The following is a 23,108-nucleotide window of genomic DNA, read 5'->3' on the forward strand; positions in this document are numbered from 1 at the left end:
TGACCTCGGGCCCGCATTGAGGCCTTGATTAGATGGATAAAAACAGACTGAACTTTTACAGCATAATAATTGACTAAAACAGTAGGTTATTCTATAATTCAATACTGTTTTTAAAGGTCATCTCAAGATGCGATTAACTACCAAAGGTCGTTTTGCCGTTACCGCCATGTTGGATATCGCGCTCTATGAAGCGGATAAACCAGTGACATTGGCCGGCATCAGTGAGCGCCAAAGCATTTCATTGTCTTATCTTGAACAGTTATTCAGTCGCCTGCGCAAACAAGGCCTGGTTTCCAGCGTGCGCGGCCCCGGCGGCGGTTACCGTATTGCCAAAGCGCATCATGAGATTTCCGTCTCTGACATTATCACTGCCGTAGATGAGCAAATTGACGCGACCCAATGTGGTGGCAACGAGAATTGCCATGAAGAAGGCCGCTGCATGACCCATGAGCTATGGGCTTCTTTAAACAGCAAAATTCTGGACTACCTGTCAGGCGTCACACTGGCCGACATGGTAGACATGCAACGCAACAAATCTACCGGCCAGGTGATTTTTGCCCCGCGAAAATGTGGCTCTGAAGCCAGCATTGCGGCTTAAGGCCGGGCATCAAGGCACACCAAGTCCATGACCAGCGCATTCTTTGACCACAACAGCACCACCGCACTGAAACCGCAAGTGCTGGACGCCATGTTGCCGTGGCTGGGGCAAGCGTGTGGCAATCCGACCAGTCGCCATGTGTTTGGGCGCAATGCGCGTGATGCCATGGAACTGGCCAGAGCACAGATTGCCGAGTGTGTCGGTGTGCAACCGTCGCAAGTGGTCTTTACCTCCGGTGGTACCGAAGCCAATAATTTTGCCATTAAAGGCATGGCGGCCAACTTGAGTGCCACGCAATTATTGATCAGTGCCATTGAACATCCCTGTGTCACCAAACCGGCGCAGTCGCTGGCTTGGCATGACTGGAAAGTGGCAACGCTACCGGTCACGACCGAAGGCACGCTGGATCTGCAGCAAGCCGAACAAGCGCTGAACACACGCACAGGCTTGGTATCTTGCATGTTGGCAAATAACGAAACAGGTGCCTTACAGCCGGTCGCTGAATTGGCAACGCTGGCAAAAGCCCGTGGCGCGCTGATCCATACCGATGCCGTACAAGCGTTTGGTAAGGTGCCTGTCGATTTTACGTCATTGGGCGTGCATGCGATGACGATTTCCAGCCATAAAGTTGGTGGTCCGGTCGGCGTCGGTGCGCTGATTCTGGACAAACGGGTGGACATTGCGCCCTTGCTGCACGGCGGTGGGCAAGAAAAAGGCTTGCGTAGCGGCACCGAGAATGTCGCCGGTATTGTAGGCTTTGCCCGTGCCTGCCAGCTTGCCATGCAAACGCTGCAAAGCCGCAGCCAGGCGACCCAAGCCTTGCGGTCTCAGCTTGAAGCCGGATTGCAGCGTCTGGGTGCGGTGATCTTTGCGGAGAATGTACCACGCCTGCCCAATACGAGTTTTTTTGCCATCCCCAATATTGAGGGTGAGACCTTGGTCACTGCACTGGATAAAGCTGGATTTGCTGTCGCCAGCGGCTCCGCCTGCTCCAGTGACAGTACTGAGCCCAGTCATGTCCTGCTGGCCATGGGGATAGAACCCGACCTTGCGCGCGGTGCGGTACGCGTGAGTTTGAGCGACAGTAATACCGCCGAAGAAATCAGCGAATTTTTAGCCGCGTTGCAGAAAGAAGTGCAACGTCTCAAAGGGTTAAGTGCCATCGCGGCATAAGTATTTTATGGAAAGAGCATTGAAATATGTCTGAAAGAAAGCCGATCTATCTGGATTATTCTGCGACCACCCCTGTGGATCCTCGTGTTGCACAAAAGATGATCCCTTACCTGACCGAGGATTTTGGTAACCCGGCCTCGCGTAGCCATCCTTACGGCTGGACAGCCGAGCAGGCGGTTGAGCATGCACGTGAAGAAGTTGCCAAACTGGTGAATGCGGATCCACGCGAAATCGTCTGGACTTCAGGCGCGACCGAGTCCAACAACCTGGCGATTAAAGGCGCTGCGCATTTTTATGCTGCCAGCAAAGGCAAACACATCATTACCTCGGCCACCGAGCACAAAGCGGTGCTGGACACCGTGCGTGAACTGGAGCGCGAGGGCTATGAAGCCACGTATTTGCAACCAGAAGCCGACGGCCTGATTTCACTGGAAAAATTCAAGGCAGCCATTCGCCCTGACACCGTGCTGGCGTCCATCATGCTGGTGAACAACGAAATCGGCGTGATTCAGGATATCGAAGCGCTGGGCAATCTCTGCCGTGCCAACAACGTGATTTTTCATGTGGATGCCGCACAAGCTACCGGCAAAGTGACGATAGACCTGGAAAAACTGCCTGTGGATTTGATGAGCTTTTCTGCGCACAAAACCTATGGCCCTAAAGGGATTGGTGCCTTGTATGTCCGCCGTAAACCACGCATCCGTATTGAAGCGCAGATGCATGGCGGCGGTCACGAGCGTGGCATGCGTTCCGGGACGCTGGCCACCCACCAGATTGTCGGCATGGGGGAAGCTTTCCGCATTGCCCGTGAAGAAATGGCCAGCGAGAACGAACGTATCCGCATGTTGCGTGACCGTCTACTCAACGGTTTGCTGCAAATTGAAGAAACTTACGTCAATGGGGATCTGGATCACCGCGTCCCGCACAATCTGAATGTGAGCTTCAACTTTGTAGAAGGTGAATCGCTGATTATGGCAATCAAGGATATCGCCGTCTCCTCCGGCTCTGCCTGTACCTCGGCCAGCCTGGAACCAAGCTATGTCTTGCGCGCCTTGGGCCGCTCTGACGAGTTGGCTCACAGCTCCATCCGTTTCAGCATTGGCCGCTTTACCACCGAAGCCGATGTAGATTACACGATAGATTTGTTGAAGAGCAAGATTGGAAAACTGCGTGAACTGTCCCCATTATGGGAGATGTTCAAGGATGGGATTGATTTGTCCAAAGTTGAATGGGCAGAGCATTAATGTGATCTTTCATCGCCTGGCGGCATTGTCGACATGCTTGTTTAGATTAGACTAAACGGCGCATGCCTCCGCCTTGCCAGACAATGAAATCTGCAATTTTTATTCATGAAAGAATTATTTTTTAAATTAAAACATGAACATAATCTTTATGTGACGTTTTAATTGATAGGAGCAATCATATGGCTTACTCAGATAAAGTATTAGACCACTACGAAAATCCACGTAACGTGGGTTCTATGGACAAAAATGACCCGAATGTCGGCACCGGCATGGTCGGCGCCCCTGCCTGTGGTGACGTGATGAAATTGCAGATCAAGGTCAATGATGCGGGCGTGATTGAAGACGCCAAATTCAAGACCTATGGCTGTGGCTCTGCCATTGCTTCGAGCTCACTGGTGACAGAATGGCTCAAGGGCAAAACCCTGGATCAGGCGCAAGAGATCAAGAACTCTGCGATTGCGGAAGAGTTGGCGTTACCGCCAGTGAAAATTCACTGCTCAGTGCTGGCCGAAGATGCGATCAAATCCGCGATTGCCGATTTGAAATCCAAGCAAGGCGCGTAATATGGCGATTACCCTGACAGAAGCCGCGGCCCAACGTGTTGAAAAGTTTCTGGCGAATCGTGGCAAAGGCATAGGCTTGCGCCTCGGTGTCAAAACCACAGGGTGCTCGGGCATGGCTTACACGCTGGAGTTTGTGGATGATCTGCAGCCAGAAGATACGACGTTTGAAAGCCATGGCATTAAAGTGATTGTAGACCCTAAGAGTCTGGTCTACATCGATGGCACCGAGCTCGACTTTGCCAAGGAAGGCCTCAATGAAGGCTTTAAGTTCAACAACCCCAACGTCAAGGACGAATGTGGTTGTGGTGAGTCTTTTACGGTTTAATTGTTGCCGCAGATAACCTTCGTTTTCTGCGGCTGATGACTTTATGCAAAACCATTTCTCGCTGTTTCAGCTACCAGCCCAATTTGAAATTGATCTGGCCACACTCGATGCGCACTACCGCAAACTACAAGCTGAAGTGCATCCTGACAAGTTTGTGAACGCCTCCCCTGCTGAACGCATGCAATCCATGCAGATGGCCACCTTGGCCAACGAGGCCTATCAAACCTTGAAGCAGCCGACCGCCCGTGCCCGTTATCTGCTGCAACTGCAGGGCATTGCTACCGATGAGGAACAGAATACCGCCATGCCTGCGGATTTTCTGATGTCACAAATGGAGTGGCGCGAGGCGATGGAAGACGCCAAGTTTGACAAAGACATTCCAGCACTGGAACGCTTGCTGTCACAAATGCGTCTGGCGGCCAAAGACTTGCAGCAACAGGTGAAAACCGAGCTGGCTGACGCCCCGCAAGCGGCGGCGATGACCGTGCGTAAAATGCGTTTTATTGACAAAGTGACTGAGGATATCCACCAGATCATCGCCCAGTTGGAAGATTAGAATTTCATGGCCCTATTACAGATTTCAGAACCAGGTTTTTCCCCAGCCCCACACCAGCACAAACTGGCGGTGGGCATAGACCTGGGCACCACCAACTCGCTGGTGGCGACCGTGCGTAGCGGCATGAGCACCGTGTTGCACGATGAACACGGGCATGCCTTGTTACCTTCTGTGGTACGTTACCTCGAAGAGGCTGTCGTCGTCGGCCATGAGGCGCAAGCGGCACAAAGCCAGGACCCGGTGAATACCATTGTTTCGGTCAAACGGTTTATGGGCCGGGCCTTGCACGACATCACTGACCGCGCACATATCCCCTACCATTTTGTCGAGAACGACAGCTCACACGGCATACTGGAGCTGAAAACCCGTGCCGGGCTCAAAAGCCCGATCGAGATTTCTGCCGAGATTTTAAAGACACTGAAAGTGCGCGCTGAAAAGGCGCTGGGCGGTGAGCTCACCGGTGCAGTCATTACCGTGCCCGCCTATTTTGATGATGCGCAACGCCAGGCGACCAAAGACGCGGCCCGACTGGCAGGCTTGCATGTCTTGCGCCTGCTCAATGAACCGACGGCCGCCGCCGTTGCCTACGGCCTGGATAACGCTGCAGAAGGCGTCTATGTGATTTATGACCTGGGCGGCGGTACATTTGATATTTCCATCCTGCGCTTGAGCAAAGGGGTGTTTGAAGTCCTGTCAACCAATGGCGACTCTGCCCTGGGCGGGGATGATTTTGACCACCGGATTTACTGCTGGGTGCTTGATCAGGTGCGTAGCAAAACGGCAGACTTCAAACCGTTAACCGAAGAAGACACGCGCCTGTTGCTGACCAAAGCGCGCCAGGCCAAAGAATGGCTGACAGATAACCATGAAGCCAATATTGTCTGCAAACTCAGTAATGGTGCATTGGTGGATGAAACACTGAGCGTGAGCCAGTTTGTAGCCCTGACTGAACATCTGGTCAATAAAACCCTGAGCCCTACCCGCAAAGCCATGCGCGATGCCGGGCTGGCCATCGATGAAATCAAGGGCGTGGTACTGGTTGGCGGCGCGACGCGCATGCCGCATATCCGTCATGCCGTACAAGCCTTTTTTCAGCAAGAACCGTTAACCAATCTGGACCCGGACAAAGTGGTGGCCCTGGGGGCTGCCATTCAGGCCAACATTCTGGCTGGCAACCGTAGTGGCGATGATTTATTGCTGCTGGATGTGACGCCGCTCTCCTTAGGACTGGAAACCATGGGCGGGCTGGTTGAAAAAGTCATTCCGCGCAACTCGACCTTGCCGATTGCACGTGCCCAGGATTTCACCACCTATAAAGACGGCCAAACGGCGATGGCGATCCATGTGGTACAAGGCGAGCGCGAGCTGGTCAGCGACTGCCGTTCACTGGCACGCTTTGAACTGCGTGGCATTCCGCCCATGGCGGCCGGGGCTGCCCGTATCCGCGTCACCTTTCAGATTGATGCCGATGGCCTGCTCTCGGTCTCCGCGCGCGAACAGACCAGTGGCGTCGAGTCCAATGTCACCGTCAAGCCGTCTTATGGCCTCAACGAAGAACAAATCACCAGTATGCTCAAAGACTCGTTTGGCGCCGCCGAAGCAGACAAACAGGCGCGCATGCTGCGTGAAGCGATAGTCGATGCCCAGCGCCTGATTGAAGCGATTGAAGCCGCCCTCGCTGAGAGTGGCGACACTTTGCTCGATGCGGCGGAGCGTGCGCAGATAGAAGCGTCTATGCAGGCGTTACGCGCCCTGTGTAATAAACACGATAGCCAAGCCATCAAGCAAGCGACCGAAACCCTCAACCATGCCACCGAAACCTTTGCCGCCAGACGCATGGATGCGTCTGTCAAAAAAGCGCTGGCAGGTAAAAACCTGGATTCACTGGAACTCTGATATGCCTAAAATTACCATACTTCCCCACGCTGAACTGTGCCCGGAAGGCACCGTGATTGAAGCAGCCTCAGGGACTTCGATTTGCGACGCCTTGTTGAAACACGACATAGACATTGATAATGCCTGTGGCGGCGTGTGTGCCTGTACTACCTGCCATGTCATTGTGCGTGCAGGCTTTAACAGCCTGAACGAGATCGAAGAAGATGAAGAAGACATGCTGGACCGTGCCTGGGGCCTGCAACCGCATTCACGCTTGTCCTGCCAGGCCGTGTTGCAGGATCAGGATGTCACGGTTGAGATTCCGAAATACAGCATCAATCTGGCCAAAGAGGGTAACCACTAGGCGCCTGAGTCCTGCGCTCCCACAAAAAAAGCCGATGCATGCATCGGCTTTTTATTTGTACCAGACCAGCGACTAGCCAATAAATGTCTCTTCAAGGAAGTCCACTTTACCATTCGATATATCATAAACCGCGCCAACAATACCGATTTGCTTGCTTTGCAGCATGTCGTCGACAATATCACTGCAGCGGATGATGGTATCGATTTGATATTTCACATTGAGTGCACAAATCTTTTCCACGAAGTCGCCATTCTTGGAATTACGCTGCGCCGGGTCTGAGACTGTTTTTTCGTGACGGATAGAGGGTTTGATCAGATTGATAATCTCACCAATATGTCCGTCTTTAAAATCGTCGCAAGCCGCTTTGACTGCGCCGCAAGAGCTATGGCCCATGACCACAATCAGTTTGCTACCCAGGTATTTACTGGCGAATTCAAGACTGCCAATCGCTTTATCCGAGGCAATATTCCCTGCCAGCCGCACACTGAACACATCGCCCAGCGCCTGATCAAACAACAACTCCACCGGTGCTCGGGAGTCACTGCAACTGAGGAATGAAGCAAACGGGTGTTGCTTATCTTTGGTGATTTGAATCAGGCTTTTGAAGTCCTTGTCCTGCTCGAGATCACTGGTAAAACGGTGGTTGCCTTCGACCAGAATCTCCAGCGCTTCACGCGGGGTCATTTTGTCACGGTCGAGCAAGGGATGTTTGTACATATCAATCTATCCTTAATAATCAGTTTTTTATTATTGATCAGCCAAAATCTTAATGGCCAAGCATAAATTTGGGCGGGTTAAACTGGATGGTTTCAACCGCAATATTTTTCAGTTTGGCCTGTTGCTGGTAGTCTTGAATAAACTCCACCACATCATAGGCGATAGATTTGCTGTTGGTGCAATCAATCACCACCTTGCTATTGCGCGGGATGGATGCCAGGACTTCGAGGATGCTCGCTTTATTAAAAAACGATACTTCTTCGGCCAAAACGAGATGATACACTTCACGGCCCTCTTCGTTCGAGCGCGTTTGCTTGATGTAATGCGAATTACGATAGCTATGGTGCAAGGTGAAGAAAATAGCCACCACCAGGCCCAAGCCGATGCCGGTCAGCAAGTCCGTCAACACAATCGCGGCAATCGTTACCACAAAAGGCACAAACTGTTCCCAGCCCAAGGCATACATCTGCTTAAACAGGCTGGGTTTGGCCAGCTTATAGCCGACCATAATCAGAATGGTTGCCAGGCTGGCCAGCGGAATCATATTCAACAGGCTGGCGATGGTGATGGCACTCAACAGTAACCAAAAACCATGCAGTATCGCTGACATTTTTGTGTGTGCACCAAAGGTAATGTTTGCACTGCTACGTACGATCACCTGTGTGATGGGTAAACCGCCAATCAGGCCAGACAAAACATTGCCTAACCCCTGCGCCTTGAGCTCACGGTTGGTCGGTGTCACACGCTTATGCGGGTCTAGTTTATCCGTCGCCTCCACACACAGCAGGGTTTCCAGGCTGGCCACAATCGCCATCACCAATGCGGTTTTGATCACCAGAGGCTGAGCCATCTGACTAAAATCCGGGTGGGTGAAAAAACTGGCAAAGTCGCCCAGACTGCTGGCAACGGGCAAGCTCACAATCTGGTCTGCCGCCAGTTTGAAGTCCAGCCATTCCTGCATAAACGCCCAGTTGAGCGCGATACCGGTTAACACCACCACAATCGGCCCTTGCAGCACTTGAAACACACGATGCTTTTTACTCAAATAGACATCCCAAAAAATCAGGATGGCAAAGGAAACAGCGGCAATCAGGATGGCGCCTGGCGTCAATAAATCCCAGGCCTGCAAAATATCACTAAATGTGTTGTGACCCCCTGCCTCCTCAAAGGCTTCGTCACCTTCAAAGTCCGCATCATAGCCAAAGGCATGCGGAATCTGCTTGAGGATAATCAACAGGCCGATGCCGGTCAGCATGCCTTTAATCACCGAAGATGGCACAAAATAAGCAATGAAGCCGGCTTTAAACTGGCCCAGCAAAAACTGGAACACCCCGGCCAGTACGACCGCAGCGAGAAATGCCTCATAAGAACCCAGGTTGCTGATGGCGGCCAGCACAATCACCGCCAGGCCGGCCGCGGGTCCACTCACCCCCAGTTGCGAACCACTGGCGAGGCCAACCACAATGCCACCGATAATCCCGGCAATCACGCCGGAAAACAAAGGAGCGCCAGAAGCCAGTGCAATGCCCAGGCACAGGGGCAAGGCGACAAAAAAGACGACAATCGAAGCCGGCAGGTCGCGGTTCAAATGCGCTAACAATGACAACGGCCCTGACCGTTGAGTATCGGTTGACATGGTGTATCAGTCCTCTTTTAATTTATTCGTTTTTATCATCATTTTTTTAAAACTAGCCCCGCCTGTATGCGGGATGTGCGGTCACTAGTGTGCAACGGAGGGAATACGGCCATCGCTGACCTGTTCCCACCCGATCTTGTTCAGTGCCGCCTTAGTCAGCCATGGGCGCAGTGTAAGGACGACTACCGATAAAATGCAGTTGCATTTACTGGTGCTTGTCAAAGCCCTTCTCAGGCTTGTCAGTCACGATGCCTGCGCCAATCCATTTGCCATCGGCATCCTGTTTGGCAACCGGCACTTTTGCATAAGGCCGTTTGCTCAAAAAGTTGTGATGATGCTGTTGCTTGACCGCTTGCGCCTGATCAACATCATCCGCATAGACTGAACCCATTAAACCAAATGCAGCGATGACTGCCAACCATAATTTTTTCATTGTTTATCCTTTTCGTGTCACTGATTCATCTCAATGACGCCGGGTATCCCCTGCACCACAATGCGTTGTCTGATAACCAGATCGAGCATTGTGCACGGGTCCTGATAATAAAAAATCAACCAATATACGGAGTTCGGTATATACTAAATGGCATATGCCTAACGACAGTGCTCACTCACCCATACCCCATACTGCAAATGCGCCTGCCACGGAAAGTGCATTTGCCCTGCGCAACGCCCTCAAACAAAATCAGGTGCAAATCGCGCATGAGCGCCTGTTTGAAAAGCTCGGGCAGCAATTATTTAGTCATGGCTGGTCAGAGAGCCTGCTGCAATGGGTACTGGATGAGTTAAGCGGACAATTTGGTGCGCCGCATGCCCTGATCAGCCAGCAGCATGCCGGGGCGCTCAAAATTCTGGCACAAAGAGGCAATACCTATCCGGTGGGCGCGCGTATCCCCATGCTGGGTGCGCTGGCGCTATGGCTCAAGGAACCAATCACGTTTGAAGTGCATACTCAATATGTCGCCAGCTTATGGACGCTGCAACCGCCCGCAGGCACAGCACCCACCTTGCATTGCTATCATCTGCCGATTGCCGTCCAGCAGCGGGCGGTTGGCCTGCTGGCACTCATGACCAGCAATCCACTTAGCCCCGCCAATCTGCAGCTATTGCATAGCCTGTGCGGATTGATTGGATTTGCCCTGCAACAATCCACCCGCACTGCCACTAGCATTGATGACAGCGTCCTGCAAAAACTGACCCCGCGCGAACGCGAGGTCTTTGCCTTGTTACCCTCCGGCGCCAGCAATGCCATCCTGGCGCAAAAGCTGGGCATTTCACCGGGCACGATCAAGATTCATGTAGAACGTATTTTAAGCAAACTGGACTTGCGGGACCGCACACAAGCGGCAGTCAAGGCAGTTGAAGCCGGTTTTAGCAGCGACGGGCTATAAACATGCAGTGGATCGTGGCAGGCTTACACCAATTCAGCAACCGCATGAACCGGCTGTGGCAGGATTTATCGCTCACCACCAAGGGGATCGTGCTCAATGCCTTGCCGCTCACAGTCTTACTGGCGTCACTGGCGCTGATTTTCGAGAGTGAACAGCAAGCAGCCCTGCTCGAAAGACGGGTGCAGAATGCCTTGCAAATCCAGCAGGATATCCAGACCCTGCAAACCTTGTTGCTGGAAGCCTCCACTGGCGTAAGAGACTTTTTACTGACGGGTAACCGGCAATTCCTGACTGGCTACGAAAGTGCCAAGCAAAGTATGCCGCATTTGCTGCACTCACTCGAAACCAACCTGGACGATGCCTCGCAACAACACCTGCTCGATGTCATTCACCCGCTGGTCGCCCAAAACCTGGAAGACCTGGCCGTGATGGCCAGTCACCGAGCGCAGGAAGCCGACCAGGCGCTGATTACAAAGTTTTCCTCACAAGGCAAAGCCTTGAATCAATTGCGCAATCATTTGAATCAGATGAGCGCGCGCGAATCAGCCATCGTCGAGCAAGACAAGAAAGAAGTGATTTTTGAGCGCAAACGCAATTTGCGCATTACGCTGATGGCAGTCATCGCCGGGGTAGCGGGTTCCCTGATTGGTGTCTGGCTTTTCAGCCAGACCATCGTCGCCAGGGTGCGGACCATCCGTGACAGTGCCACCCATCTGGTCAAAGGCGAACCGCTGGCATTGCCCAGCATTAGCCGCGACGAACTCGGTGAGCTGACCAGTGAGCTGGAGCATGCCTCACAATTGCTGACTAAAAGTGCACAGGAGGCGCATCTGGCACGGGTAGAAGCCGAAGAAGCCAGTGCCGCAAAAAGTAATTTTTTGTCGCGCACCAGTCATGAGTTGCGTACGCCACTCAATGCCATTTTAGGCTTTGCCCAGATCCTGGAAAATGACTTGCCCGAGGGGCGGCAAAAAGACAGCGCAACCTTGATTCATAATGCGGGCCAGCATCTGTTAAAGCTGATTAACGAGGTGCTGGACATCTCGCGGATTGAAAGTGGCGATATTGACATGGCGCTGGAACACGTCTCGGTGAATGGACTGCTAGAAGAGGCTTACCACTACCTCAAGCCCTTGGAAAAGGTGCGTGATATTTCGATCCAAACCGAGTTTGCAGCAGACCTGGCCGTACAGGCAGACCGTCAGCGGCTGCTGCAAGTGGTACTTAACCTGCTGTCGAATGCCTTGAAATATGGCCCCGAGAACAATGTGGTCAAGCTCAGGGCCTATCCCCAGCATGGTCAGGTACGCGTAGAGGTCGAGGATGCGGGCAAAGGCATTCCGCTCGCGATGCGCTCCCGGCTGTTTACGCCATTTGACCGGCTCGGCGCCGAACGTACCGTGACGGAAGGCACCGGCTTGGGGCTGGTGCTCAGTAAACAACTGATGGACGCCATGGGCGGGCAAATCGGGGTCGCTGAAGATAAAAGCCTATTCTGGATCAGCCTGCCGGCACAGCCTAATGCACACCCCCAGCCCGTGCATGTGTCTGCGCCGGTGGAGCCAGGCGCGCCTGTGCAGCCGGTCACCACCCCTTCCACCGGCAAACGGCCTATTTTGTACGTGGAAGACAACCCGAGTAACCAGGCCCTGATTGAAGCGATTGTGAGCAAGCATCGTCACCTCAAGCTGCATCTGGCTGCCAACCTGCAGGAAAGCATGGTTTGGTTAAGGGATATGCAGCCAGATTTGCTATTGCTGGATCTCAATTTGCCAGACGGTTCGGGGGAGAGACTCATTCAGCACATACAGGCCGAGCGGCAGTCCTTGCAGTCCATGCCCATCGTCGTGTTAAGTGCGGATGCCTTGCCGGAAACCAGGGAGCGCCTGAGTCAGCTGGGCATTACACATTATTTTACCAAGCCATTAAATGTAGCCAGTTTCAACCAGCTATTGCTTAAATTATTACCAGAGTCTGCCTCATGAACATAGAACAACTGCGTGCGTCCAAAATTCTGATTATTGATGATGCTGAAGCCAACTTGCGCTTACTCGAAGAACTGCTGACCAAAGAAGGGTTTGAGCAGGTGATCAGCACCACAGACCCAACCAAGACCATGGATCTGGTCAACGCCTTTCAACCTGATTTAATCTTGCTGGATTTGATGATGCCGGTACTGGACGGGTTTGCCGTGCTCGACCAGCTCTCGCACCATGTCGGCCATAATGAATACTTGCCGGTGCTGGTACTGACTGCGGATGCGACCATCGCTACCCGTAGACGGGCGCTGGCCCTGGGGGCAAAAGATTTTTTAACCAAACCTTTTGACCCCATGGAGGCCATGTTGCGCGTCTGGATTCTGCTGGAGACGCGCTGGTTATTCACCCAGCTCAAGCAACATCAACCTGATTTGCAATTGCCGGGCTATCAGTAAACAACCTTATTGATAAGCGCGTTTGCTGGCAAAGCGCAGATTTAATAATTGACGCTGATGCTGTGCAACGCTTTGTGCCGGATCAGTTACCTTCAAGCCGGTGCCTTCCCAAGCCTGTTCTGATTTTTCAGCAGTCGCATTTACTGTTAATGGGCGTTTACCAAAGTTTTGTTGCTGAACAGGGATGCTCTGATCCGCTAATGCAGTTCCTGCAACAGTGAATAATGCCATACCCACAACAACCAATGATTTAGAAATATTCATTTGAAACTCCTGTCTTTAAGTGGTTACGAGGGCCGTCTTGCTTAACAAATGAGGCTTAACGGATTCTGTAAGTGTCATTCTGCACACAATCCCTTACAACAGCCTTGCAAATATTAAAAAAATATGAATTAAAAAAGACTTCTTGAATAAAGGGCTTTTCAGCTTGAGTTAAGGCTGCGCAGGTATCTTGACGGTTCATTGTGAAACAAGGAGCCCCAAAATGAACAAAATACTGCCTTATGTATTGAGTAGCCTGCTAATTGCCAGCAGCTTGTTGCAGCCAGCTTGGGCTGACGACGACGATGAAGACGATATGCAGAAAATGGAACAAATGGTGAAAGCGTTCGGCCTGATTTCTCAGCAGGAGGCACAGACCAAAGCCCTGGCAGCCAAGCCTGGCGTGGTAAAGGAGATAGAGCTGGAACGCCGCAAATTTAGAGATGGCTGGGACTACGAAGTGGAAATAGTCGATGCCAAGGGCAAAGCGTGGGAAGTCACGCTGAATGCCAAGACCGGCAAAGTGAATAGCCTCAACCGCGACTGGTTTTAACGGGTCGACTCAAGCGCTTAGGCCTGCACGCCGGGCCTGAGCGTGAATGTCACCCGCAGTCCGCCCAGCCGTGGCGAATGGTCGAGTACGATGCTGCCCTGATAATGCTGCACAATATCCTGTACGATGGCCAGACCCAATCCGCTGCCCGGCTTGGATTCATCCATACGCATGCCACGTTGCAGCAAGGCCGCCAGTTCTGAAGCCTGGCTACCGGGCCCATCGTCTTCAACAATGATGTGTATCTCCGCCTGCACCGAGATATTTAACTGAACCTGGCTGCGGCACCATTTAAACGCGTTATCCAGCACATTCCCAAGGAGTTCCAGCATGTCTTCGCGATCTATCATCACGCGCGGCTGACCGTCGTGCTGCCAGGCAAATCCTACGGTCTTTTCGCTATAGATTTTTTGCAGGGTCGCCACCAGCGTGGGTAGCACCAGTTCCAGGTCCGTCGTTTGGCTGGTATAGGCATCGCCCATCAAGCGCGCCCGTTTTAATTCGCGCTCCACATCCTGATAAATTTCATCGGCACAGCTTTGTACCATGTGCCGCCACTGGGCATCACTCTCTAGTGAGGCGTCCCCTGACAACAATTGCAGCTGGGCGAGACGAGTTTTAAGCCCATGGGCCAGATTACCGATAGCCAGCCGCGAGCGCCGGGTTTTCTGGCTGGCACTTTTGAGGATACGGTTAAACTCATTGATGAGCGGCATGACTTCAGCCGGACCGCTGGCATTCATCTGCTGCAACTCGCCGCTGGCCACTTTTGCCAGGCTTTCCTTGATCTGCTGTAAGGGATGGAGCGTATTCACGACAATCCAGCGCTGCAAGGCGAGCAGTGCCAGCAACCCCAGCAAGGAAAACACGCCATACAACCAATGAAACATACGCAAACTTTGCTGCAATTCCACCAGGCTTTCGGCGATATAAATCGTGATGGTTCGCTGCTGCTTGCGGTAGCCATGCCCCAATAACAACAGTGGCTGCGACTCAGGGCCGGTGACGTGCATGACCCGCTCTTCACCCACCTTGAGCGCGCTCACCGGCAAGTTCACATCCCACCACGAGCGGGATTGGGTTTTAGACTGGTCCAGCATCACAATAAAATAACGCCCGGAAAAAGGACGCTGGTATGCCGCCGTCATCACATGCGGGGCCAAGACCAATTGCCCGTGCGCATTCACTGTAACACCGGCGAGCACCCCTTCTGCTTCTTGCTGCATTCGCGCCGTCATCTGCGACTGGATCAGGTGATCTATGGTAAACGTCACCACCGCCCATTGCAGCGTCAGCAGCCCCACCAGACTGAGCGTCAACCCTAGCGACAATTGCGTGCGTAAAGACTTCATGCTGCCTGCACGATCAACACATAGCCCTGACCGCGCCGGGTCTGGATACGCTCAGCGCCGATCTTGTGCCGCAAGCGGTTCACATAGACTTCGATCACATTACTGTCCTTGTCTGCATCATATGCGTACACGTGTTCGGTGAGCTCGGTTTTAGAAAAAATACGCCCGGGATGCAGCATCAGATACCGTAACAGCCTGAACTCGGTGCCCGTCAACACGTGCGCGCGCTGCGCTTGCCACACCATTTGCGTTTGCTCATCCAAACGCAGATCGTCTACCACCAACTCACCACTGACCACCCCCACCGTGCGTTTATGCACGGCCGCCAATCTGGCAATTAGCTCCTGCAAGTGAAAGGGCTTGGTCACATAGTCATCGGCGCCCACATGAAAGGCTTCGACTTTCTCCTGCCAGCTGCTACGCGCGGTCAGGACAATCACCGGCAACGCCAGCCCCTTGCGCCGCCACTCGGCCAGAATGTCCAGACCCGGACGGTCCGGCAAGCCCAAATCCAGAATCGCCAGATCATAAGGTTCCAGGCTACCCTGTATCGCAGCCTCAACGCCCGCTTGCAACCAATCGCAAGCGTAGCCCGCCTGTGCAAGTGACAGCTGCAGCTGCGCGCCCAACAAGGCATCATCTTCTACTAACAGCAACCGCATCAGTCGTCCTGCTCCATTTTTAGCAGCTGCCCGGTCTTGGCGTCCAGTTTCAGCTCCCACACCTGGCTACCCGCATCCAGTATGTCGATCTCATACACGTAGCGGCCATGTTTCTTCTCCAGCTCAACCTCGAGAATTTCACCGGGTTTGTAAGCTCTGGCTTTTTGAGAGATTTTTTCCAGGCTCAGAATTTCACCTTTGGCAGACAATCGGCCGGCATTATCAGGGCTTTCCCCTGAATCGGCCTGCGGCAAGCAGGCTAATGTAGTGCTCATGATCAAAAGCGCGAGAAGTACTCTCCTGGCGCGACGGGGCATCCCAACCATGCTTATCCAACTCCTGCAACAGAGGCTATGCCCAAAAGTTTAACAGCATTCATCTTAAACCAAGCTTAAATTGGGCCATGACCTGGCTGCATGGCCACCGACGACGGATTATTTCAAAACCCGCCCTTTAAAAAGCCGGTTGCAGCTACAATATTGATTTGGCACACATCTCCAACGCCCAACGCATCATGCAATTTTTATCTCACAGCTCCACCGCCCGCTTACCTACCCAGTTTGGCGAGTTTGATATCCATGTCTTTACCGATAGCCGCAATGGCCTCGAACATGTTGCGCTGGCCTGTGGCAACCTGCAAGGCGCGCAGTCGCCCTTGGTCAGAGTGCATTCGGAATGTTTAACTGGCGATGTGTTTGGCTCAACACGCTGTGATTGTGGTGAACAGTTGCACCACGCGCAACGCCTGATCCAGCAAACCGGCCTGGGTCTGATCCTGTATTTAAAAAACCACGAAGGCCGCGGCATTGGCCTCAATAACAAAATGCGCGCCTATGCGCTGCAAGACCAAGGCCTGGATACCGTAGAGGCCAATATCGCCCTCGGGCTGCCGGTGGATGCCCGCACCTACGAAGCGGCCGCTGAGATGCTGCAACACTTTGAGATCAACACGATCCAGCTACTTTCCAATAATCAGGAAAAACGCACGGCCTTGCAATCGCTAGGCATCAGCGTTGCGCAGCAAGTGCCATTGCTCACGCCGCCTACGCCTGACAATCTGAAGTACCTGCAAACCAAGGTCAACAAGTTAGGGCATTTACTGCCAGATTTACCTGCTTAAAGGCAACCCGCTTCATTGCCCCCTATCTACCGCCCTTCTTCCCAGCATTTGCCGACCCCGGCAACGCCTGTTTCAGTCTTAAACGCTTATTCAATCCGCATGCGGCCTGCCTTTGTCAGGGCACGCTGACAGCAAGCTGCTTTTCAAAAAGCATGTCATCCATACGCAAAAAAATTATAAGTCTTTGTTTTTAATAAAATCTTACCCTGGCACACTTTCTGCAAAGGATCGTTAAGCTAGGTCACCTTCTTGACGTACGAGTGGTGCATTACCTGCATGACAGCCGACTTGAAAACCAGAAGGAGTTTTATCTTGAAACATGCATTTCCATTCTTTACCCATTCCCCTTTGATCGCCATCGGCCTCTCTCTGTCGATGATTACTGCCACCGTGCACGCGGACACAGACCTGTCGCCATGGCAATTACGTGCGGGGATTTCATTGATTGATCCTCAATCCCACAATGGCCGTATTATCCAAAACACCGCTGCTGTGACGGTGGATAGTCAAACCGGCCCGACCTTCAATATTGGCTACTACTTGACGCCGCACTGGGCAATCGATCTGTTGGGCGGACTCGCCTTCAAGCACCAGATCAACGTCAATGGTGAGCGTGCTGGCTCCACCAAACATTTGCCGCCCATCCTCAGCCTGCAATACCACTTCCGGCCAGAAGCGACCATACGGCCATTTGTTGGGCTCGGCATCAACTACACACGTTTTCTTGATGAAAAACTCGATAGCGGCGCCAAACTGTCACTCGGCAGCTCCTGGGGGCCCGCAGTGCAAGCGGGGGTAGATATTGCCATTGACGAGCATTGGTCTGTGGGCGGTGATATCCGCTATGCACGCATTGATACGCGCACAGAAATCAATGGCGCCAATGTTGGCAAAGTGGAGATCAACCCCACGGTTTACAGCCTTACTGTCGGCTATCGCTTTTAATCTCACGTGAAAGGAACCCTCATGAGTCAATCCAATACATTTGCCATACCAGCATTAGACACTCTCCCGGCGGCACACCGCATTCGCAGTGACGAAGAGGCGATTGCCGTTGCAAAACAGTTAGCAGAGACCTTTGCCAAGGAAGCCTCTGCGCGCGACCGAGAGCGCCGTTTACCAGTGGCCGAACTGGACGCATATTCGCAAAGCGGCCTGTGGGCTATCACCATCCCCAAAGCCTACGGCGGCGCGGGCGTCTCTTATCGCACCTTGGGCGAAGTGATAAAAATTATTTCTGCGGCGGACCCTTCACTGGGCCAATTACCGCAAAACCATTTTGTCATTATCGAGCATCTGATCCTGGATGCCAGCGAGAGCCAGAAGCAGTTCTTTTTTGAGCTGGTGCTCAAAGGCGCCCGCTTTGGCAATGCCTTCTCAGAAAAAGGCAGCCGCACGGTGGTCGAGTTTGCCACCCGCATCACCCCGCATGGCGAAGGTTTTGTCGTCAATGGCACCAAGTTTTTTGCCACTGGCGCCTTGCTCGCCCACTGGATTCCAATTGTGGCGGCCACAGAAGAAGGTCTGCCTTATCTGGCACTGGCCAAACAAGGTACCCCTGGGCTGACAGTGATCAATGACTGGTCCAGCTTTGGTCAACGCACCACCGCCAGCGGAACCGTGGTGATTGAAGCCGTACAAGTGCCTGCAGAACATGTGGTGCCAATTTACCAAGCCTTTGCCCGCCCGACCATCGCCGGACCCAGCTCACAGTTTATTCAGGCAGCCGTCGATGCAGGCATTGCCGCAGGCACCATAGCCGCGACGCTGGACTATGTGAAGCAGTCCGCGCGGCCATGGATAGATGCCAAGGATATCCAGCATGCCAGCGATGACCCCTACACCATCCAGCAAATTGGCGACCTGGAATTGCGCTTGCACGCAGCAGAAGCCTTGCTGGACCGCGCCGCCGAGGCCTTGACACTGGCAGCGAAAGAAGCCAACGAAACCACGGTGGCAGCGGCCTCCATTGCCGTGGCAGAAGCCAAAGTATTGACCACCGAAATCGCGCTATTAGCCGGCAACAAACTGTTTGAGCTCAGCGGCACGCGTTCTACGCTCGAAGAACTCAATCTCGACCGTCACTGGCGCAATGCACGCACGCATACCCTGCATGATCCGGTCCGCTGGAAGTTTCACGCCATTGGCAACTACTACCTCAACAAAGTGAATCCGCCACGTCACCCGTGGTTATAAGCATGTAAGCAAATGATATAACCCCGGCCGCGCACCGGGGTTATACTTTAATACCAATATAATAAATTCAAATAATTAATAAAGGAGTTGAGCGATGAAACAAGAAACCCTTTCCATTCACGGCGGCTATCACCCGGACCCCACCACCAAGGCGGTTGCGGTGCCCATTTACCAAACCACCTCTTACGCCTTTGACAATACCCAACATGGCGCTGACCTGTTTGACCTCAAGGTACAAGGCAATATTTATACGCGCATCATGAACCCGACTACCGCCGTGCTAGAGGAGCGCCTGGCACAACTGGAAGGCGGCATTGGCGCGCTGGCATTGGCGTCTGGCATGGCCGCGATTACCTACGCGATTCAAACCATTGCCGAGGCAGGCGATAATATTGTGTCCGTCTCAACGCTGTATGGCGGCACCTATAACTTCTTTGCGCACACCTTGCCCAAGCAAGGCATAGAAGTCCGGTTTTTTGATTACCGCGATCCGGCCTCTTTAGAAAAACTCATCGACAGCCGTACCAAGCTGGTGTTTGCTGAAACCATAGGAAACCCGTTAGGCAATGTGGTCGATCTCGCCGCCATTAGCGCGGCAGCCCATAAACACGGCGTGCCGGTGATCGTCGATAACACAGTCGCCACGCCCATTTTGTCCCGACCATTTGAGCACGGTGTGGATATTGTGGTGCACTCGCTGACCAAATATATCGGCGGCCACGGCAACTCGATTGGTGGCGTCATTGTCGATAGCGGCAAGTTCCCGTGGGCAGAACATGCCGCCCGCTTCCCCAGCCTCAACACCCCCGACCCCAGCTACCATGGAGTCAATTACGTCGAGGCATTAGGCCCCGCCGCCTACATCGCCCGCGCCCGCGTCGTGCCTTTGCGCAATACCGGCGCCGCCATCAGCCCATTTAATAGCTTTTTGATTCTGCAAGGCCTGGAAACGCTTGCCCTTAGAATTGAGCGCCACAGCAGCAACGCCCTCGCGGTCGCTCAATACCTCAAACAACACCCCAAAGTAAAATGGGTCAGATACGCCGGGCTTGAAGACCACCCCGACCATGCACTGGTGAAAAAATACCTCAACGGCCACGCCTCAGGCATCTTATCCTTTGGCGTGCAAGATGGTCGCGAAGGCGGCACCCGCTTTATTGACGCGCTGCAACTGTTTACACGCCTGGTCAACATCGGCGATGCAAAAAGTCTCGCTTGCCACCCAGCCACCACTACCCACCGTCAGCTTAATGCTGAGGAATTGGCACGCGCTGGCGTAAGTGAAGATATGGTCAGGTTATCAGTCGGCATTGAGCATATCGATGATTTGATTGCAGATTTGGAGCAGGCATTGGCGAAAGTTTAAGGTGATCAAAAACTGGCCATGTCGGTTTTTGGCATTAAAGGCAACTATGCGAGCGCAGCAGCAATGCTGCGCTTTTTTCTTAAATTATCAGCACATAGCTGCTATCCAACGATCGGTTATCAACAGCAATCCAATCGTGGCTGAACAGTCGCCACTGCTTTTACAAGCTAAGATTTAATATTGCATTTTTGTAAAAGCTTGATGATAATCAGATTAAGTTTACTAATAATTAAAAGCTTTAAATAGTGCAACCAGCAGGTGTGTTCCATGCATGATATTTAAATAAAAATCATCAATAAAAACACAAAGATATGCTAGACACTTATATAAATAATCACATACAAAATATAAGTTATACACCGATATCGGTGTCTATATTACGTTAGCCATATGAACCGCTTAGCATTGATTGTTTTCTACATTGCCTTATCGGGTATTGCAACTTGCAATGCCATCTCTGCCGAGAGCCTCAATCAAACACCAACCGTAAGGCCGGAACTAGATTCTTTAGGTCGTGAAATCGTAAAAGCCAAATGCCAAAACCCAAAGCACATTGCTATCAAACGTGTTCAAAATCGCATCGAATCTACAATCACTGACGAAATTCAAACTATTTCATGCCCAAAAGCCAAAATAGAAATATACAAGGCTTATTATTTCAGCCCACCCAACGAATTACCGCTGAATCTAGTTATCAACAAACCACATCCGAAAATGCTGAAGCAGCTATCCATTGGTGCATCTCCCGATTCCATACGCTCTAAACTTGGTTTTCCCCTATGGGCCGACAATGACAATCTTGTCTACCAACTCAATGAGGAAGGGCCAAGTGAAAATACAATCACCTTTACGTTTGTTCGTGGCAAAGTTTCGTCTATTACGTGGGATTGGTCAGGGGAAATTTACTAATGGCTAACCCATCCATCAAGCGGGACGCTGCGCTGAAGCGCACCGCCCCTTATGTCAAACGTTAGAACTGCAAAGAACACAGCCAATGGAAGCTACCATTATCACCGCAGCAATTGCCGCAGGTGCGGCCTTAGTAGGCGGCACTATTGCAGCCATCTCTTCAACATGGAACACCCGCCACAAGATAAAAGAGCTTGAGGTTTCCGCAAGCCAGAAACTACGCGAGAACTACTTGCAGAACGCTCGTGAATACACCAAAGGAATCTACGTTCCTTTGACCTTAGCTACCTCAAAGCTATGTGATGCCTTCTCAACTTTTCAACGCAATCCATCGGAGAGTGGCGCAACCGAAGTTTTCAAGCAAGCTATTGATGAGTTTCGAAATGAAGTACAACTGCTTAGGAGCCGTGGCGCGGAGGCTTTCCTCACAAACGAACTGGAGGATAGGCTTAGGTCTTTTGGTGAGTTTTTGGGCGCGTCCCGTGACTCCGCATCACTTTCTCGAAAAGCGGAAATTGGGTTTCGTATTGGTTTTGGAGGACTCAGTTGGGCGGAGACGAGTGACGTTACCTTAACCGGGCGCTCCGCCGTGTGGTGGCGTAGTCCTCGTATGTCGCTAAGCCTTCTTGGGGTGGGTGTTACATACGAAGCGATTGTCGTTCAATCTGCACCTGTAGATTCCGTTGAGTTCTTGACAAGATTCGTCGCTGACACTGGGGAAATTCGATATCTGATTAAGGAAGTTACCCTAGGCGGAAAACCGAGAGAGCAATCCACAAAGTGAACGACAGCTCTAACCCGGCGCTCAACTTCGCTCCTTTCAGTCGCTGGACGCTGCGCGATAAAGCCGCGCAGCGCCGGTTAGCTCTACGTTAGGCTTCCCATGTCAAAATCTTTTTACTTTTTAGCAACGGATGATGATGTTATTACTATAAATAACTGGCTAGCTTTATATTCCCCTGAAATGATTATTTCTGAGAAGAAAGAGCTATATTGCAACGGTGTACATCGACAAGATGTATTTCATTTTTCAACTATGGGCCCTGTAATTACCTGGGAAGATAGTATTGACTGGAAAACTTACCAGTCAAATAGAGATAAAAAATCTGCTATTTTTGCTTCGAGGCTACAGAAGGAAGAACCTAAGGCCCCAATAGTTAAACTGCGAGAAACACCATGTGCTGTTTTTGAATATCCAATTTTTAGAAAACCAAATAACTGGACATGTGCATCATTGACTTTTACCCCCACTAACCTAAATAAAACCTTCCCAGAACTAAATAAAATTGCTTCAGAGTTTGGTAAATGGCTAAGAAAAAATGAGCTTGTTTATAGTTGGGATGGAAAAGAAATGGTAATGAAATATCCCAATAAAACTCATGGATTTAGTGGATATTGCATCAAAGTGTATATGCTTCCAAATGCCAAAAAAAATCTTGATCAAAATGCTTTGTTCTTTGGTGAATATGTTGGTGAGGCAAAATATAATGAATTGATTGAAAAATATGCTAAAAGTGCCTAACCCATCATTCAAGTGGGACGTCTAACGGCGCCCCTTAATTCAAACGTTGGGCATCATGACATTAGCCCTGTAGGGTGGGCAACTTGTTGCCCACGCATTAAATCCCTTGCAAATTGATTCAATATTGCATCACCATCGCGCCAACCCTTCTAAAGCAAGTGACCGTTAGCAGTAGTCACTTACCGTAAGCAACGGTTTTTATGTGATGACGATGTGCGCTTTGCGCTACGGGAAGCTACCCTATTGCTACACCGATATTGTGATCATCGAATCCTCTTTGAGACTTGAAAATAG

The 23,108-nt window shown here is 51.8% G+C and carries 26 protein-coding genes; 19 read left to right on the plus strand and 7 right to left on the minus strand.

All coding sequences use genetic code 11. From position 1 onward, the window contains the following. Positions 1 to 127 precede the first annotated feature (127 nt). The 8 genes from iscR to fdx all read left to right on the plus strand — a co-directional run bounded on the left by iscR (position 128) and on the right by fdx (position 6,698). Positions 128 to 598 carry a Fe-S cluster assembly transcriptional regulator IscR gene (gene iscR, locus INP77_RS01955; RefSeq protein WP_194747013.1) on the plus strand — a complete coding sequence of 157 codons (471 nt, stop codon included), beginning with the start codon at positions 128 to 130 and terminating at the stop codon, positions 596 to 598. Positions 599 to 625: 27 nt separating this feature from the next. Beyond that, positions 626 to 1,771 carry a cysteine desulfurase family protein gene (locus INP77_RS01960; RefSeq protein WP_194747014.1) on the plus strand — a complete coding sequence of 382 codons (1,146 nt, stop codon included), beginning with the start codon at positions 626 to 628 and terminating at the stop codon, positions 1,769 to 1,771. Positions 1,772 to 1,797: 26 nt separating this feature from the next. Continuing rightward, entirely contained in the window at positions 1,798 to 3,015 is a 1,218-nt protein-coding gene (locus tag INP77_RS01965) for an IscS subfamily cysteine desulfurase (protein ID WP_194747015.1), read from the plus strand. A gap of 179 nt (positions 3,016 to 3,194) precedes the next feature. After that, the gene (iscU, locus tag INP77_RS01970; protein ID WP_194747016.1) at positions 3,195 to 3,578 is read left to right on the plus strand and encodes a Fe-S cluster assembly scaffold IscU; all 384 of its coding nucleotides are present in this window, start codon (positions 3,195 to 3,197) and stop codon (positions 3,576 to 3,578) included. A 1-nt stretch (position 3,579) separates the two neighbouring features. Further along, positions 3,580 to 3,903 carry an iron-sulfur cluster assembly protein IscA gene (gene iscA / locus INP77_RS01975; protein WP_194747017.1) on the plus strand — a complete coding sequence of 108 codons (324 nt, stop codon included), beginning with the start codon at positions 3,580 to 3,582 and terminating at the stop codon, positions 3,901 to 3,903. A gap of 43 nt (positions 3,904 to 3,946) precedes the next feature. Beyond that, the gene (gene hscB / locus INP77_RS01980; RefSeq protein WP_194747018.1) at positions 3,947 to 4,459 is read left to right on the plus strand and encodes a Fe-S protein assembly co-chaperone HscB; all 513 of its coding nucleotides are present in this window, start codon (positions 3,947 to 3,949) and stop codon (positions 4,457 to 4,459) included. A 6-nt stretch (positions 4,460 to 4,465) separates the two neighbouring features. Then, positions 4,466 to 6,355, plus strand: a complete 1,890-nt coding sequence (gene hscA / locus INP77_RS01985) for a Fe-S protein assembly chaperone HscA (RefSeq protein WP_194747019.1) — start codon at positions 4,466 to 4,468, stop codon at positions 6,353 to 6,355. Between the two features lies 1 nt (position 6,356). Beyond that, a complete protein-coding gene (gene fdx, locus INP77_RS01990; protein ID WP_194747020.1) occupies positions 6,357 to 6,698 on the plus strand; it encodes an ISC system 2Fe-2S type ferredoxin in 342 nt (113 codons plus the stop codon). 72 nt (positions 6,699 to 6,770) lie between these two features. Here fdx and INP77_RS01995 read toward each other — a convergent pair whose 3' ends face one another. The 3 genes from INP77_RS01995 to INP77_RS02005 all read right to left on the minus strand — a co-directional run bounded on the left by INP77_RS01995 (position 6,771) and on the right by INP77_RS02005 (position 9,484). Next, positions 6,771 to 7,415 carry a carbonic anhydrase gene (locus tag INP77_RS01995; protein WP_194747021.1) on the minus strand — a complete coding sequence of 215 codons (645 nt, stop codon included), beginning with the start codon at positions 7,413 to 7,415 and terminating at the stop codon, positions 6,771 to 6,773. A 49-nt stretch (positions 7,416 to 7,464) separates the two neighbouring features. Continuing rightward, on the minus strand, positions 7,465 to 9,051 hold the full coding sequence (locus INP77_RS02000) for a SulP family inorganic anion transporter (protein WP_194747022.1): 1,587 nt from the start codon (positions 9,049 to 9,051) through the stop codon (positions 7,465 to 7,467). Positions 9,052 to 9,256: 205 nt separating this feature from the next. Then, a complete protein-coding gene (locus INP77_RS02005; protein WP_194747023.1) occupies positions 9,257 to 9,484 on the minus strand; it encodes a hypothetical protein in 228 nt (75 codons plus the stop codon). Positions 9,485 to 9,638: 154 nt separating this feature from the next. Here INP77_RS02005 and INP77_RS02010 point away from each other — a divergent pair, with 154 nt between their 5' ends. From INP77_RS02010 to INP77_RS02020, 3 genes are read left to right on the plus strand one after another with little or no spacing between them, the layout of a single operon-like run. Next, entirely contained in the window at positions 9,639 to 10,439 is an 801-nt protein-coding gene (locus tag INP77_RS02010) for a LuxR C-terminal-related transcriptional regulator (RefSeq protein WP_194747024.1), read from the plus strand. A gap of 2 nt (positions 10,440 to 10,441) precedes the next feature. Beyond that, positions 10,442 to 12,424, plus strand: coding sequence for an ATP-binding protein (locus INP77_RS02015; RefSeq protein WP_194747025.1), 1,983 nt, complete (start codon positions 10,442 to 10,444; stop codon positions 12,422 to 12,424). Then, positions 12,421 to 12,873: a response regulator gene (locus INP77_RS02020; protein ID WP_194747026.1), complete on the plus strand. Its 453-nt coding sequence runs from the start codon at positions 12,421 to 12,423 to the stop codon at positions 12,871 to 12,873. Before INP77_RS02015 ends, INP77_RS02020 begins: the two co-directional genes overlap by 4 nt. A gap of 6 nt (positions 12,874 to 12,879) precedes the next feature. On the opposite strand, the gene INP77_RS02025 is transcribed toward INP77_RS02020, so the two are convergent. Continuing rightward, positions 12,880 to 13,137, minus strand: a complete 258-nt coding sequence (locus INP77_RS02025) for a hypothetical protein (RefSeq protein ID WP_194747027.1) — start codon at positions 13,135 to 13,137, stop codon at positions 12,880 to 12,882. A 220-nt stretch (positions 13,138 to 13,357) separates the two neighbouring features. Here INP77_RS02025 and INP77_RS02030 point away from each other — a divergent pair, with 220 nt between their 5' ends. Continuing rightward, complete coding sequence (locus INP77_RS02030) at positions 13,358 to 13,687, plus strand: PepSY domain-containing protein (RefSeq protein ID WP_194747028.1); 330 nt, start codon at positions 13,358 to 13,360, stop codon at positions 13,685 to 13,687. 17 nt (positions 13,688 to 13,704) lie between these two features. On the opposite strand, the gene INP77_RS02035 is transcribed toward INP77_RS02030, so the two are convergent. From INP77_RS02035 to INP77_RS02045, 3 genes are read right to left on the minus strand one after another with little or no spacing between them, the layout of a single operon-like run. Continuing rightward, complete coding sequence (locus tag INP77_RS02035) at positions 13,705 to 15,039, minus strand: ATP-binding protein (protein ID WP_194747029.1); 1,335 nt, start codon at positions 15,037 to 15,039, stop codon at positions 13,705 to 13,707. Continuing rightward, complete coding sequence (locus INP77_RS02040; protein ID WP_194747030.1) at positions 15,036 to 15,701, minus strand: response regulator transcription factor; 666 nt, start codon at positions 15,699 to 15,701, stop codon at positions 15,036 to 15,038. The genes INP77_RS02035 and INP77_RS02040 overlap by 4 nt, the downstream gene beginning before the upstream one ends. Next, complete coding sequence (locus tag INP77_RS02045; RefSeq protein WP_228518646.1) at positions 15,701 to 15,976, minus strand: PepSY domain-containing protein; 276 nt, start codon at positions 15,974 to 15,976, stop codon at positions 15,701 to 15,703. Before INP77_RS02045 ends, INP77_RS02040 begins: the two co-directional genes overlap by 1 nt. 239 nt (positions 15,977 to 16,215) lie before the next feature. Here INP77_RS02045 and ribA point away from each other — a divergent pair, with 239 nt between their 5' ends. The 7 genes from ribA to INP77_RS02080 all read left to right on the plus strand — a co-directional run bounded on the left by ribA (position 16,216) and on the right by INP77_RS02080 (position 22,814). Continuing rightward, entirely contained in the window at positions 16,216 to 16,821 is a 606-nt protein-coding gene (ribA, locus tag INP77_RS02050) for a GTP cyclohydrolase II (RefSeq protein WP_194747031.1), read from the plus strand. Between the two features lie 312 nt (positions 16,822 to 17,133). Then, positions 17,134 to 17,766 (plus strand): OmpW family protein, encoded by a 633-nt coding sequence (locus INP77_RS02055; RefSeq protein WP_228518647.1) that lies wholly within the window; start codon positions 17,134 to 17,136, stop codon positions 17,764 to 17,766. Between the two features lie 21 nt (positions 17,767 to 17,787). After that, on the plus strand, positions 17,788 to 19,017 hold the full coding sequence (locus tag INP77_RS02060) for an SfnB family sulfur acquisition oxidoreductase (protein ID WP_194747032.1): 1,230 nt from the start codon (positions 17,788 to 17,790) through the stop codon (positions 19,015 to 19,017). A 94-nt stretch (positions 19,018 to 19,111) separates the two neighbouring features. Further along, a complete protein-coding gene (locus tag INP77_RS02065; protein ID WP_194747033.1) occupies positions 19,112 to 20,383 on the plus strand; it encodes a bifunctional O-acetylhomoserine aminocarboxypropyltransferase/cysteine synthase in 1,272 nt (423 codons plus the stop codon). A gap of 390 nt (positions 20,384 to 20,773) precedes the next feature. After that, complete coding sequence (locus INP77_RS02070) at positions 20,774 to 21,292, plus strand: hypothetical protein (RefSeq protein ID WP_194747034.1); 519 nt, start codon at positions 20,774 to 20,776, stop codon at positions 21,290 to 21,292. An 85-nt stretch (positions 21,293 to 21,377) separates the two neighbouring features. After that, a complete protein-coding gene (locus INP77_RS02075) occupies positions 21,378 to 22,076 on the plus strand; it encodes a hypothetical protein (RefSeq protein WP_194747035.1) in 699 nt (232 codons plus the stop codon). A gap of 99 nt (positions 22,077 to 22,175) precedes the next feature. Next, positions 22,176 to 22,814: a hypothetical protein gene (locus INP77_RS02080; protein ID WP_194747036.1), complete on the plus strand. Its 639-nt coding sequence runs from the start codon at positions 22,176 to 22,178 to the stop codon at positions 22,812 to 22,814. Positions 22,815 to 23,108 lie beyond the last annotated feature (294 nt).

The organism is Methylophilus sp. 13 (assembly GCF_015354335.1).
GTDB lineage: Bacteria > Pseudomonadota > Gammaproteobacteria > Burkholderiales > Methylophilaceae > Methylophilus > Methylophilus glucosoxydans.

Coding starts and splice junctions, on each gene's coding strand:
- INP77_RS02065 (WP_194747033.1), top strand. CDS start 19,112: ATGAAACAAGAAACCCTTTCCATTCACGGCGGCTATCACCCGGACCCC.
- INP77_RS02025 (WP_194747027.1), bottom strand. CDS start 13,137: ATGAATATTTCTAAATCATTGGTTGTTGTGGGTATGGCATTATTCACT.
- hscA (WP_194747019.1), top strand. CDS start 4,466: ATGGCCCTATTACAGATTTCAGAACCAGGTTTTTCCCCAGCCCCACAC.
- INP77_RS01995 (WP_194747021.1), bottom strand. CDS start 7,415: ATGTACAAACATCCCTTGCTCGACCGTGACAAAATGACCCCGCGTGAA.
- INP77_RS02060 (WP_194747032.1), top strand. CDS start 17,788: ATGAGTCAATCCAATACATTTGCCATACCAGCATTAGACACTCTCCCG.
- INP77_RS02015 (WP_194747025.1), top strand. CDS start 10,442: ATGCAGTGGATCGTGGCAGGCTTACACCAATTCAGCAACCGCATGAAC.
- INP77_RS02030 (WP_194747028.1), top strand. CDS start 13,358: ATGAACAAAATACTGCCTTATGTATTGAGTAGCCTGCTAATTGCCAGC.
- iscA (WP_194747017.1), top strand. CDS start 3,580: ATGGCGATTACCCTGACAGAAGCCGCGGCCCAACGTGTTGAAAAGTTT.
- INP77_RS02010 (WP_194747024.1), top strand. CDS start 9,639: ATGCCTAACGACAGTGCTCACTCACCCATACCCCATACTGCAAATGCG.
- INP77_RS02020 (WP_194747026.1), top strand. CDS start 12,421: ATGAACATAGAACAACTGCGTGCGTCCAAAATTCTGATTATTGATGAT.
- INP77_RS02070 (WP_194747034.1), top strand. CDS start 20,774: ATGAACCGCTTAGCATTGATTGTTTTCTACATTGCCTTATCGGGTATT.
- INP77_RS02045 (WP_228518646.1), bottom strand. CDS start 15,976: ATGAGCACTACATTAGCCTGCTTGCCGCAGGCCGATTCAGGGGAAAGC.
- hscB (WP_194747018.1), top strand. CDS start 3,947: ATGCAAAACCATTTCTCGCTGTTTCAGCTACCAGCCCAATTTGAAATT.
- ribA (WP_194747031.1), top strand. CDS start 16,216: ATGCAATTTTTATCTCACAGCTCCACCGCCCGCTTACCTACCCAGTTT.
- INP77_RS02080 (WP_194747036.1), top strand. CDS start 22,176: ATGTCAAAATCTTTTTACTTTTTAGCAACGGATGATGATGTTATTACT.
- INP77_RS02075 (WP_194747035.1), top strand. CDS start 21,378: ATGGAAGCTACCATTATCACCGCAGCAATTGCCGCAGGTGCGGCCTTA.
- iscR (WP_194747013.1), top strand. CDS start 128: ATGCGATTAACTACCAAAGGTCGTTTTGCCGTTACCGCCATGTTGGAT.
- INP77_RS01965 (WP_194747015.1), top strand. CDS start 1,798: ATGTCTGAAAGAAAGCCGATCTATCTGGATTATTCTGCGACCACCCCT.
- INP77_RS02035 (WP_194747029.1), bottom strand. CDS start 15,039: ATGAAGTCTTTACGCACGCAATTGTCGCTAGGGTTGACGCTCAGTCTG.
- fdx (WP_194747020.1), top strand. CDS start 6,357: ATGCCTAAAATTACCATACTTCCCCACGCTGAACTGTGCCCGGAAGGC.
- INP77_RS02005 (WP_194747023.1), bottom strand. CDS start 9,484: ATGAAAAAATTATGGTTGGCAGTCATCGCTGCATTTGGTTTAATGGGT.
- INP77_RS01960 (WP_194747014.1), top strand. CDS start 626: ATGACCAGCGCATTCTTTGACCACAACAGCACCACCGCACTGAAACCG.
- INP77_RS02000 (WP_194747022.1), bottom strand. CDS start 9,051: ATGTCAACCGATACTCAACGGTCAGGGCCGTTGTCATTGTTAGCGCAT.
- iscU (WP_194747016.1), top strand. CDS start 3,195: ATGGCTTACTCAGATAAAGTATTAGACCACTACGAAAATCCACGTAAC.
- INP77_RS02040 (WP_194747030.1), bottom strand. CDS start 15,701: ATGCGGTTGCTGTTAGTAGAAGATGATGCCTTGTTGGGCGCGCAGCTG.